Raw genomic sequence first — 12,844 nt, 5'->3', positions numbered from 1 at the left:
TTTATTTACCTTTTACGGCTAAAATCATTTTTAATTTATTTCTATTTGCAATATCAATAACTTTCATCACATTTTTATATGGCACATTTTGATCTCCTCGAATTACTACCGTCTTCTTTTTATCAGCTCCAACCTTTAATAATATCTCTCTTTCTAAATTTGAATTACTGACTTTAGTTTTATCTATATAGAATGAAGATTTATTCGTAATCGTTACAGCTACTGATGTATTATTTTCTGTTTTACCTCCTGCTTTTGGCAGCAATACATCAATCGCGCTGACTGTAACTAACGTAGATGTTAACATGAAAAATATTAACAACAAGAAAACAATATCTGTCATTGACGACATATTGAAACTTGGATCTACTTTATTTCTTCCTTTTAAATTCATTATACTGGTTCATTTAATAAATCTAAAAACTCAACAGATTTAGCTTCCATTTGGTACACAACTTTATCTGTTCTAACAACTAAATGATTATAAGCTATGTAAGCAATAATACCAACTATTAAACCTCCAACGGTTGTTGTCATTGCTGTATATAAACCATCTGACAACATTTTTATATCTATCTGCCCACCTGAGTTTGCTATTTCATGTATGGCAACAATCATTCCAATAACAGTACCTAAAAAACCTATCATAGGTGCAGCACCGGCAATAGTTGCTAATACCGACACATTTCTTTCTAACTTATACACCTCTAACTTCCCAGCATTCTCTATTGCCGTATTAATATCATCTAAAGGTTTACCAATGCGAGAAATACCTTTACCAATTAATCGGGCTGTTGGAGTATGTGTATTATCACACAAAGCTCTTGCGCTTTCTAATTTTCCGCTAGTAACATGATCTCTAATTTGATTCATGAAATTTTTATCAACTTTTGATGCTGCTTTTATAGCAAAAAAACGTTCAAAATAAATATATAAGGCAACAGCTAAAAGCACAAATAATAGCGCAATGATTATTTGTCCTCCAACACCTCCATCCATAATTAAATTATAGATTGATAATGTTTTTTCTTCAGTAACTTCTTCTAACAATTCTTGATTCTCTTGAAATAACAACATTAAAATAATATTAGAGTTTGTAATGTAATTTACGTTAAATAACTAACGATTTGTTTTATTGAAAATTGTTTTCACTTGCAAGTATAAAAAAGTCTTCCTCAATAACCATAATCGAGGAAGACTTTTTACTATTTGTTTTTAATGATTTTTAGAATAAAGTTCTCATAAGCACAAAAGCTATTGAACCAACTATAAAACCTATAAATGCTAACCATGATATTTTCTTTAAATACCAAAAGAAATCTATTTTCTCCATTCCCATTGCAACTACACCAGCTGCAGAACCAATAATTAACATCGACCCTCCAGTTCCAGCTGAAAATGCTATAAAGTGCCATAGTGGATTATCTAATGGCTCACTAAACATTCCTAATGAAGCTGCTACTAATGGTACGTTATCAATAATTGCTGATCCAATACCCAATAAAATTACTACAAGATCAGAAACTTTTGTTCCATCTAATTCAGTTCCCATTAATGGGATGCTTTCTTTTAAACTATCAGCAAAATTAAATAAAATACCTAATGATTCTAAAGCAGCTACCGCCATTAAAATTCCTAAGAAAAATAAAATACTAGGCATTTCAATTTTTGATAATGAATGATGAACTGGACTATGATGTGCATGCGCATCAGATTCTTCACTATCAAAATCGGTTAATGAAAATTTTGTTCTACTATAAATTTCAGCAAACGTTGCTACAACTGCTAAAGATAACATCATTCCAACATATGGTGGTAAGTGTGTTACAGTTTTAAAGAAAGGTACGAAAACAATTGCTCCTAAACCTAAATACAACATTCTTGCACTATGTGGGCTTTTCTCTCCTTCTTCTTCTTTATCATCTGATTCAATCTCTCCTTTAAAAGCTGGTAAGAATGAAGCTATAAATGTTGGCACTATCATACATAATAATGAAGGAATGAATAAATACATAAACAACATTGGTGTTGTTACTTTTTTACCTATCCATAACATTGTTGTAGTTACATCTCCAATTGGAGACCATGCACCACCAGCATTTGCTGCGATAATTATTAAACCTGCAAACCAAATTCTATCTTCTCTTCTCTTTACTAATTTTTGTAAAATAGAAATCAATACTATTGTAGCTGTTAAGTTATCAATAATTGCAGATAAGATAAAAGCTAAGATTCCGAACATCCAAAGAATCTTTTTCTTACTCTTTGTTTTTACATACCCTTTAATTGTCGAAAATCCGTCGAAGTAATCGATAATTTCAACAATAGTCATAGCTCCTAAAAGGAATACCAATATTTCGGCAGTTTTACCTAAATGATGTAATAAAGTTTCTTCAACTAAATGCATTTTATCTTCGTGAGCCATAGCCCCAAAGCCTTCTACTAAAGCATGTTTACCTGAATCAAACCAATTAGAGAAACTGTCAACCCCTAAGGCTACTAATGCCCAACAAACGGCCATCATAACCAATGCAGGAATTAATTTATCTAATTTGATATTGTGTTCTAGAGTGATACCTAAGTATCCCATTACGAATATTAAAATAATCGCTGATTCCATAGTTTAAATTTATATTTATATCAATTCTTTTAAAGCGATCTCAAATGCTGTTGAACAGATTTTTGTTTTTGACGCGCTTTTAGTAAATGTTCTTTGTAATGCTTTTTTGATAATGTTTGAGGTATCATCAAAGATCGCCTTATCTTCCATAGGTAATGCCACTTTAGCTTCCATTAAATAAGCAAAAACCCTAGCAATACCACAATTAGAAATAAAATCTGGCAGTAAACTTAAATGATTGTCTGTATATTCCATAATTGGTCCAAAGAAAATTTCCTTATCTGCAAACGGAACATTTGCACCTGGGCTAATTACCTCTAAACCTGTATCAATCATTTGTTGTACTTGATCTTGAGAAACTAATCTTGAAGCTGCAGCTGGAACAAATATTTCTGCTGGCAAACTCCAAATTCTTTCATTAATTTCTTCGAAAGGAATCATATTATCAGCAACCAATTTATTTCCGTCTTTTCCTAAAAACAAATTAGTCATTTCTTCCATAGTGAAACCAGCTTCGTTAATTAAACCACCCTCTCTATCAATAATTCCAACAACTTTAGCTCCTAATTGAGTTAAATAATAAGCTGCAGCCGAACCTACATTTCCGAAACCTTGAACAATTGCTCTTTTACCAACAATCTTTCCTCCGTAAATATTATAATAATGCTTAACCGCTTCAGCAACACCATAACCTGTTAACATATCTGCAACAGTATATTTTCTTGATAAATCTGGTGAAAACTGTTTATCTTCAATTACTTTAATTACTCCTTGACGTAATTGACCAATTCTATTAATTTTATCAGCTTCGGTTGGTTTAAAATGACCATTAAAAATTCCTTCTTGAGGATGCCAAACTCCACAACTCTCAGTAATTGGAATTACATCTTTATCTGCATCAACATTTAAATCACCTCCAGTTCCATAATAATGCTTTAATAACGGAGTAACTGCTTTGTACCAACGCTCTAAAACACCTCTTTTTCTTGGATCGTTAGGATCGAAGTTAATTCCTGATTTAGCTCCTCCAATTGCAGGACCAGATACCGTAAACTTAACTTCCATTGTTTTTGCTAAAGACAAAACTTCATTTTTATTTAGCCCTTTACGCATACGAGTTCCTCCACCTGCGGCCCCACCTCTAAGTGAATTAATTACTGTCCATCCTTCTGCATCAGTTTCTTGATCTTTCCAGTGAAAAACAATTTCTGGTTCTTTCTCTTCGTATCTCTTTAATAATTCTTTCATTTTAAATAGTATGTGATTTCAACTTTAATTTAACCTCTTTTTCATTCGCTTATAATTCATGTAGTATATCCCGAGTGGGAAGCTAAAGTTGATTCATTTTCTGTTGATTTTGTTATGTAGTTGTTTCGAACAAATTTACCATAAAAAAATTAGTACTCAAATTGTTTTACCTATTTCTCTGGATAAAAAATAACGCCAGAAGAATGATCTCTAACTGCTCCTGTTACAGATTGTAAACAGTTGATTTCATTTTTATTTTTCAGTAATCCTAAAAACGCAAATATCAATGCCTCTTTATATTCGATTAATTCTTTTGAAGGGATTTCTATTTTCTTACTTGAGTAATATTCAATTCTTTGCATTAAAAAAGAATTAAAAATACCTCCTCCTGTAACTAAAACTGTAGAGCTCTCATTTAAAACAGTACCAATTTGAATAGCAGCATGCTCTACAAAAGTTCTTAAGATAGTCTCAATATTTTTTTCTAAGTCATCAATTAATGGAAAAACATTTTGCTGAACCCACTCTAAACCTAGCGATTTTGGTGGCGTTTTTTGATAAAACTCTAATGAATTCAATTTCTCTAACAGCTCTTCATTTACTTTACCTCCAGATGCCATCTGTCCTCGATCATCAAACTCAAATCCTAACTTATTTGTATAATGGTTCAACACAATGTTTACAGGACAAATATCAAAAGCTATTCTTGCATTATTCTTTTCAAAAGACACATTTGCAAAACCTCCTAGGTTTAAACAATGACTATAATTTGAAAACATCAATTTATCTCCAATAGGTACCAATGGCGCACCTTGTCCTCCAAAATCAACATCTTGAGTTCTAAAATCACAAATAATCTTTTTATTCGTGATTTTAGCTATTTCTTGTCCGTTACCAATTTGTAATGTAACTCCATTATGTGGCTCATGCAAAATTGTGTGTCCGTGTGAAGCTATAAAATCCAACTTAGAAACCTTATACTTATCTATAAAATCATTTAATAGAGCACCTAAAAGCTTACCGTACTCAATATCAAGTTTTTTTAAATTTTCCTTCGTATAAAATATCGCCTCTCTTAAAATGTCTTTCCATTTCTTTGAATATGTAAATGTTTCTGCCTGTATAATTTCAAAATCTTGGTATGAATTATTATTGATTTTTATGTAAGCAATATCAATTCCATCTAACGAAGTACCTGACATTAATCCTATGCAGTAAATATATTTGTTGGGCATAAAGTAAAAGTAGAAAGTCTATTGAAAATATGCTATTAAAAAAGTATCTTTGAGCACATTTTTTACGAATTTAATAAAATAAAAATATATAATGGATTTTAATCTTACAGAAGAGCATTTAATGATTCGTGATGCTGCGCGTGACTTTGCTCAAACCGAATTATTACCTGGAGTTATAGAAAGAGATGAAAAACAAAGTTTTCCTGACGAATTAGTTCGTAAAATGGGAGAATTAGGTTTTATGGGAGTTATGGTAGATCCTAAATATGGGGGAAGTGGTATGGATGCTGTTTCTTACGTATTAATTATGGAGGAATTATCTAAAATTGATGCTTCTGCTTCTGTAATGGTTTCTGTAAACAATTCATTAGTTTGTTATGGTTTAGAAGCTTACGGTTCTGAAGAACAAAAGCAAAAATATTTAACAAAATTAGCTACTGGTGAACAAATCGGTGCTTTTTGTTTAAGTGAACCAGAGGCTGGTTCTGATGCTACTTCTCAAGCTACTACTGCTATCGATAAAGGAGATCATTATTTATTAAACGGAACAAAAAACTGGATTACTAACGGTGGTCGTGCTGGTGTTTATTTAGTAATCGCACAAACAGATCGTGAAAAAGGGCATAGAGGAATCAACGCTTTTATCCTTGAAAAAGGAATGGAAGGTTTTGATATTGGGCCTAAAGAAGATAAATTAGGAATTCGTGGTTCTGATACGCATACTTTACAATTTAACGATGTAAAAGTTCCTAAAGAAAATAGAATTGGTGAAGATGGATTCGGATTCAAATTTGCCATGAAAACTTTATCTGGTGGACGTATTGGTATTGCTGCTCAAGCATTAGGAATTGCTGCTGGTGGTTACGAATTAGCTTTAAAATATTCTAAAGAGCGTAAAGCTTTCGGAACTGAGATTTGTAATCATCAAGCAATAGCTTTTAAATTAGCTGATATGTATACTGAAATTACTGCTGCTCGTCATTTAGTAATGGCAGCTGCTTGTGATAAAGATAATGGAGATGATTATACACGCTCAGGAGCTATGGCAAAACTATATGCATCAAAAGTTGCTATGGAACAAACAGTAGAAGCTGTTCAAATTCACGGAGGAAACGGATTTGTAAAAGAATATCATGTAGAGCGTTTAATGCGTGATGCTAAAATTACTCAGATTTATGAAGGAACTTCAGAAATTCAAAAGATAGTAATATCAAGAAGTTTAATTAAAGAATAAACTCCTTTTACATAAAATAAAAAGCTCATCAAACGATGAGCTTTTTTATTTTTTAAAATCTATATTATGTAAATGTAGTCCAGAAGCTGGCGCAATGTTTTTTATTAAATCTATATCAGAATCAGGTTCTAAACTTTTTTTAATAAACTCTAAGTCAAATTCTCCTTTTCCTAAATCGTGTAAAGCCCCCATGATTAATCGTATTTGGTTTCTCAAAAAACCTTCTCCTCTTACAATTAAAACATAACTTACTTTTGGAAAAAAAGAAGCTGTCAATTCAGTATTCTTTTCAATTCTACAAAATAGAATTTCTCTTTCTACTTTTGTTTCTGGAGATGGCTTTGTACAGTATCGTTTATAGTTATGAAATCCTTCAAACAACTTAGCTCCTTGCTTCATTAACTCAATATCTAGTTGCTCTCTAAAACGATTTAAAAAAGGTGCTGCATATGGGTGATTCTTTTCTCCGTATGAAAAATAGTATCTGTATTCTTTAACTTTTGGGTGCTGAATTATATTAAAATCTCTAGGAATATCTTCAATCTTCAATGCTCTCATATCACTTGGAGCATTTACATTAAAATCTACCATAAACTGTTCGAAGTTTACTTCTTCATCAATAAATAATTGAAATGCAAAATTACTTGCCGATACCCTTGCATCTGTTCTACCAACTCCTAAACTTTTTAATCGAATTCCCTTATAAATAAATTTCAATGTCTTATCTAAAAAAAGGTGACCCGTTTTTAAGTTTGGTTGCTTTTGCCATCCATGAAACCGAAATCCTAGATATTGAATAGTTACTAAATAAGAATGCTTATAATTCATAAGGTAAAAATAGCGGTAAATTTCGTGTAAAAAAAAACCTCAATCTAAAAAGATTGAGGTTTAAAAGAAAGGCAACGACCTACTCTCCCACCATTGGCAGTACCATCGGCGCAAATGGGCTTAACTTCTCTGTTCGGAATGGTAAGAGGTGAGCCCCATTGCAATAATCACCTTAAATCGTTCAGTATATTTCAACTGTATAAGTTAACATATTGATAAAATCATATTGTAAAAAATCAAAGAGTTTCGCTTCCGCTCACAAGGAGCGGAAGACTATACATAAGCCTATGGGTTATTAGTACTACTCGGCTACATACATTACTGCACTTACACCTATAGCCTATCAACGTGGTAATCTCCCACGACCCTTTAAAGAAATCTCATCTTGTGGTGGGTTTCGCGCTTATATGCTTTCAGCGCTTATCCCTTCCCGACGTAGCTACCCTGCAATGCCACTGGCGTGACAACAGGTACACTAGAGGTCAGTTCAACTCGGTCCTCTCGTACTAAAGTCAAATCCACTCAAATTTCTAACGCCCACAGCAGATAGAGACCGAACTGTCTCACGACGTTCTGAACCCAGCTCGCGTGCCACTTTAATGGGCGAACAGCCCAACCCTTGGGACCTTCTCCAGCCCCAGGATGTGACGAGCCGACATCGAGGTGCCAAACCCCCCCGTCGATGTGAGCTCTTGGGGGAGATCAGCCTGTTATCCCCGGAGTACCTTTTATCCTTTGAGCGATGGCCCTTCCATGCGGAACCACCGGATCACTATGCTCTACTTTCGTACCTGATCGACCTGTATGTCTCTCAGTCAAGCTCCCTTATGCCATTGCACTCTACGCACGGTTACCAAACGTGCTGAGGGAACCTTTAGAAGCCTCCGTTACTCTTTTGGAGGCGACCACCCCAGTCAAACTACCCACCACGCACTGTTCTCATTGCTGAGTTAGGCTCTAGATAAGCAAAGGGTGGTATTTCAAGGACAACTCCACAACGCCTAGCGACGCCGCTTCAAAGTCTCCCACCTATCCTACACATTACTTATCCAAAGTCAATACGAAGCTATAGTAAAGGTTCACGGGGTCTTTTCGTCCCGCTGCGGGTAATCGGCATCTTCACCGATACTACAATTTCACCGAGCTCATGGCTGAGACAGTGTCCAGATCGTTGCACCATTCGTGCAGGTCGGAACTTACCCGACAAGGAATTTCGCTACCTTAGGACCGTTATAGTTACGGCCGCCGTTTACTGGGGCTTCATTTCAGATCTTCGCCGAAGCTAAACCCTCCACTTAACCTTCCAGCACCGGGCAGGTGTCAGGCCTTATACATCATCTTTCAATTTAGCAAAGCCCTGTGTTTTTGATAAACAGTCGCCTGGACCTTTTCACTGCGGCCCCACCGAAGTGGGGCGACCCTTCTCCCGAAGTTACGGGTCTATTTTGCCTAGTTCCTTAGCCATGAATCTCTCGAGCACCTTAGAATTCTCATCCCAACTACCTGTGTCGGTTTACGGTACGGGTTCTTATAATCTGAAGCTTAGAGGTTTTTCTTGGAAGCCTTTAGGCACACTATCAACGCATCCGAAGACTTGTTGTACTATCACAATTCACCTAGCTCTGCGGATTTACCTACAGTGCCAATAGCTACTTGTTTCAACGAACTATTCCGTCAGTTCGCGGTGCTTTCATTACTCCGTCACCCCATCGCAATTATAAGAAGTACAGGAATATTAACCTGTTGTCCATCGACTACTCCCTTCGGATTCGCCTTAGGTCCCGACTAACCCTCAGCTGATTAGCATCGCTGAGGAAACCTTAGTCTTTCGGTGAGGGGGTTTCTCGCCCCCTTTATCGTTACTTATGCCTACATTTTCTTTTCTATCCGCTCCAGCATACCTTACAGTACACCTTCGGCGCAAATAGAATGCTCCCCTACCACTTATACTTACATATAAATCCATAGCTTCGGTAATATGTTTATGCCCGATTATTATCCATGCAAAACCGCTCGACTAGTGAGCTGTTACGCACTCTTTAAATGAATGGCTGCTTCCAAGCCAACATCCTAGCTGTCTAAGCAGTTTCACCTCGTTAGTTCAACTTAACATATATTTGGGGACCTTAGCTGATGGTCTGGGTTCTTTCCCTCTCGGACATGGACCTTAGCACCCATGCCCTCACTGCTGAAAAACATTTTATAGCATTCGGAGTTTGTCAGGAATTGGTAGGCGGTGAAGCCCCCGCATCCAATCAGTAGCTCTACCTCTATAAAACTTTTAATCAACGCTGCACCTAAATGCATTTCGGGGAGTACGAGCTATTTCCGAGTTTGATTGGCCTTTCACCCCTACCCACAGGTCATCCAAAGACTTTTCAACGTCAACTGGTTCGGTCCTCCACTGTGTGTTACCACAGCTTCAACCTGCCCATGGGTAGATCACTCGGTTTCGCGTCTACTACTACTAACTATGGTCGCCCTATTCAGACTCGCTTTCGCTTCGGCTCCGGACCTTAAATCCTTAACCTTGCTAGTAACAGTAACTCGTAGGCTCATTATGCAAAAGGCACGCCGTCACACAGTAAATGTGCTCCGACCGCTTGTAGGCGTACGGTTTCAGGTTCTATTTCACTCCCTTACTTAGGGTTCTTTTCACCTTTCCCTCACGGTACTAGTTCACTATCGGTCTTTCAGGAGTATTTAGCCTTACCGGATGGTCCCGGTGGATTCATACAGGATTACTCGTGTCCCGCACTACTCAGGGTACTGCTATATCCTCATCGCTTACCTATACGAGACTATCACTCTCTTTGGTTTGTCTTTCCAGACAATTCTAGTTCACTTTGATTCTAATGTCGCAGCCCTACAACCCCCAATTTGCCGTAACAAATTGGGTTTGGGCTAATCCGCGTTCGCTCGCCACTACTAACGGAATCACTATTGTTTTCTCTTCCTCTGGTTACTTAGATGTTTCAGTTCACCAGGTTTGCCCCCTTGCGGGTACTATGTCTTCAACATAGTGGGTTGCCCCATTCGGAAATCTACGGATCAATAGGTATGTGCCCCTCCCCGTAGCTTATCGCAGCTTATCGCGTCCTTCATCGCCTCTGAAAGCCTAGGCATCCGCCATACGCCCTTATTTAGCTTATTGTACTTTTTGCTCTAGTATAAATACTAGAACGAGCTCTTTATAATTCTTAATTTTATAAAAAATATTGTGTTAATCGTTAGATTAACTCTCTATCTTGATTCTTTACGATATCATTTTACCAATATGTCAATGAACTTTGTGGCGAGTCGCCACTGACAAGTATTTAAACTTGTTAGCTACAATCTGCCCGCAATACTCATGAAGATAATTTTACTTATCTCCAGGCATCGCCTGGTGGAGAATACCGGAGTCGAACCGGTGACCTCTTGCGTGCAAGGCAAGCGCTCTAGCCAGCTGAGCTAATCCCCCATTACTAGTAGTTAGTAATAGTGATAGTAATTAATCTTAATTACGTCAACTTCTAGAATTTCCTTTCTAATATTTAAGTTTTTGTAGTCTCGGGCAGACTCGAACTGCCGACCTCTACATTATCAGTGTAGCGCTCTAACCAGCTGAGCTACGAGACTATAATAGCTTATATATTAGTGTGTTTTAAAATTAACAGCAAAGAGTAAAATCTCCTTTTGTAACTCACCATCTTTCTCTAGAAAGGAGGTGTTCCAGCCGCACCTTCCGGTACGGCTACCTTGTTACGACTTAGCCCTAGTTACCAGTTTTACCCTAGGCCGCTCCTCTCGGTAACGGACTTCAGGCACCCCCAGCTTCCATGGCTTGACGGGCGGTGTGTACAAGGCCCGGGAACGTATTCACCGGATCATGGCTGATATCCGATTACTAGCGATTCCAGCTTCACGGAGTCGAGTTGCAGACTCCGATCCGAACTGTGATATGGTTTGTAGATTCGCTCCTATTCGCATAGTGGCTGCTCATTGTCCATACCATTGTAGCACGTGTGTAGCCCAGGACGTAAGGGCCGTGATGATTTGACGTCATCCCCACCTTCCTCACGGTTTGCACCGGCAGTCTCGCTAGAGTCCTCAGCATTACCTGTTAGCAACTAACAATAGGGGTTGCGCTCGTTATAGGACTTAACCTGACACCTCACGGCACGAGCTGACGACAACCATGCAGCACCTTGTAAAGTGTCCGAAGAAAAAGCTATCTCTAGCCCTGTCACTCTACATTTAAGCCCTGGTAAGGTTCCTCGCGTATCATCGAATTAAACCACATGCTCCACCGCTTGTGCGGGCCCCCGTCAATTCCTTTGAGTTTCAGTCTTGCGACCGTACTCCCCAGGTGGGATACTTATCACTTTCGCTTAGTCACTGAGATAAATCCCAACAACTAGTATCCATCGTTTACGGCGTGGACTACCAGGGTATCTAATCCTGTTCGCTCCCCACGCTTTCGTCCATGAGCGTCAGTATATACGTAGTAGACTGCCTTCGCAATCGGTATTCTAAGTAATCTCTATGCATTTCACCGCTACACTACTTATTCTATCTACTTCCGTATAACTCAAGTCAACCAGTATCAAAGGCAGTTCCATAGTTAAGCTATGGGATTTCACCTCTGACTTAATTGACCGCCTGCGGACCCTTTAAACCCAATGATTCCGGATAACGCTTGGACCCTCCGTATTACCGCGGCTGCTGGCACGGAGTTAGCCGGTCCTTATTCTTACAGTACCGTCAAGGCCGTACACGTACGACTGTTTCTTCCTGTATAAAAGCAGTTTACAACCCATAGGGCAGTCTTCCTGCACGCGGCATGGCTGGTTCAGAGTTGCCTCCATTGACCAATATTCCTCACTGCTGCCTCCCGTAGGAGTCTGGTCCGTGTCTCAGTACCAGTGTGGGGGATAATCCTCTCAGACCCCCTACCTATCGTTGCCATGGTAAGCCGTTACCTTACCATCTAGCTAATAGGACGCATAGTCATCTTGTACCCATAAATGTTTAACTAAATTGTGATGCCACATCTCAGTATTATGGAGTATTAATCTTCATTTCTAAAGGCTATCCTCCTGTACAAGGCAGATTCTATACGCGTTACGCACCCGTTCGCCGGTCGTCAGCGGAAAAGCAAGCTTCTCCCTGTTACCCCTCGACTTGCATGTGTTAAGCCTGCCGCTAGCGTTCATCCTGAGCCAGGATCAAACTCTTCATTGTATATTTTAAATAATATTAATGAATAAGTTTCAAAAGAATTTAACTTCGTTAGAAGTTATGGTTATTCTACTCTTTGTTTACGCTGTCAATTTCAATATTTTCAATGAACTTGGTGAGTCGCCAATAACAAGTATTATCTTATTTTTTTAACTCAACCTTTTGTAGAAATACTAGACTCGAACTAGCTGATTTTATTATCTCAAAATCATTCCAAAATTTCTGTGATCGTATCGCTTTCTTAAAGCGGTTGCAAATTTATAAACTATTTTAAAACTGACAAACTTTTCTGAAAGTTTTTTTTAATTTATTTTTTCGCTAATTTTAATGAACTTCCGTTTTTAAAACGGACTGCAAAGATACTCTCTTTTATTTATTCTAAACAAATAAAATCAAACTTATTTTTAATCTTTTTTTGAAAATTTCTTTACACTATTTTAATGAACATTCGCTATT

7 protein-coding genes, 2 tRNA genes and 3 rRNA genes are annotated in these 12,844 nt (G+C 37.6%); 1 reads left to right on the top strand and 11 read right to left on the bottom strand.

The window, feature by feature from the left end:
• Position 1 precedes the first annotated feature (1 nt).
• From H3Z83_RS07050 to H3Z83_RS07030, 5 genes are all read right to left on the bottom strand, one after another.
• Positions 2-394, bottom strand: a complete 393-nt coding sequence (locus H3Z83_RS07050) for an ExbD/TolR family protein (protein ID WP_182124781.1) — start codon at positions 392-394, stop codon at positions 2-4.
• Entirely contained in the window at positions 394-1,077 is a 684-nt protein-coding gene (locus H3Z83_RS07045; RefSeq protein ID WP_182124780.1) for a MotA/TolQ/ExbB proton channel family protein, read from the bottom strand. Before H3Z83_RS07045 ends, H3Z83_RS07050 begins: the two co-directional genes overlap by 1 nt.
• Positions 1,078-1,225: 148 nt before the next feature.
• Complete coding sequence (nhaD, locus tag H3Z83_RS07040) at positions 1,226-2,620, bottom strand: sodium:proton antiporter NhaD (RefSeq protein WP_182124779.1); 1,395 nt, start codon at positions 2,618-2,620, stop codon at positions 1,226-1,228.
• 15 nt (positions 2,621-2,635) lie between these two features.
• Positions 2,636-3,868, bottom strand: coding sequence for a Glu/Leu/Phe/Val dehydrogenase dimerization domain-containing protein (locus H3Z83_RS07035; RefSeq protein ID WP_182124778.1), 1,233 nt, complete (start codon positions 3,866-3,868; stop codon positions 2,636-2,638).
• Positions 3,869-4,038: 170 nt separating this feature from the next.
• Complete coding sequence (locus H3Z83_RS07030) at positions 4,039-5,103, bottom strand: anhydro-N-acetylmuramic acid kinase (protein WP_182124777.1); 1,065 nt, start codon at positions 5,101-5,103, stop codon at positions 4,039-4,041.
• A 91-nt stretch (positions 5,104-5,194) separates the two neighbouring features.
• On the opposite strand from H3Z83_RS07030, the gene H3Z83_RS07025 reads away from it, so the two are divergent.
• Positions 5,195-6,337: an acyl-CoA dehydrogenase gene (locus H3Z83_RS07025; protein WP_182124776.1), complete on the top strand. Its 1,143-nt coding sequence runs from the start codon at positions 5,195-5,197 to the stop codon at positions 6,335-6,337.
• 45 nt (positions 6,338-6,382) lie between these two features.
• On the opposite strand, the gene H3Z83_RS07020 is transcribed toward H3Z83_RS07025, so the two are convergent.
• From H3Z83_RS07020 to H3Z83_RS06995, 6 genes are all read right to left on the bottom strand, one after another.
• Complete coding sequence (locus H3Z83_RS07020) at positions 6,383-7,165, bottom strand: tRNA pseudouridine synthase A (RefSeq protein ID WP_182124775.1); 783 nt, start codon at positions 7,163-7,165, stop codon at positions 6,383-6,385.
• Positions 7,166-7,231: 66 nt separating this feature from the next.
• A 5S ribosomal RNA gene (gene rrf, locus H3Z83_RS07015) occupies positions 7,232-7,340 on the bottom strand.
• A 100-nt stretch (positions 7,341-7,440) separates the two neighbouring features.
• Positions 7,441-10,319 (bottom strand): 23S ribosomal RNA (locus tag H3Z83_RS07010).
• A 232-nt stretch (positions 10,320-10,551) separates the two neighbouring features.
• A tRNA-Ala gene (locus tag H3Z83_RS07005) sits at positions 10,552-10,628 on the bottom strand.
• Between the two features lie 84 nt (positions 10,629-10,712).
• A tRNA-Ile gene (locus H3Z83_RS07000) sits at positions 10,713-10,786 on the bottom strand.
• 81 nt (positions 10,787-10,867) lie between these two features.
• A 16S ribosomal RNA gene (locus tag H3Z83_RS06995) occupies positions 10,868-12,391 on the bottom strand.
• Together the 16S, 23S and 5S rRNA genes with 2 tRNA genes alongside form the textbook arrangement of a ribosomal RNA operon.
• Positions 12,392-12,844: the final 453 nt, after the last annotated feature.

The sequence above is a fragment of the Tenacibaculum pelagium genome (assembly GCF_014062345.1).
In the GTDB taxonomy this organism is placed as follows: Bacteria; Bacteroidota; Bacteroidia; order Flavobacteriales; family Flavobacteriaceae; genus Polaribacter; species Polaribacter pelagius.
Note: the sequence above shows the minus strand (reverse complement) of the source record. Positions and strands in the feature narration are given on the sequence as shown.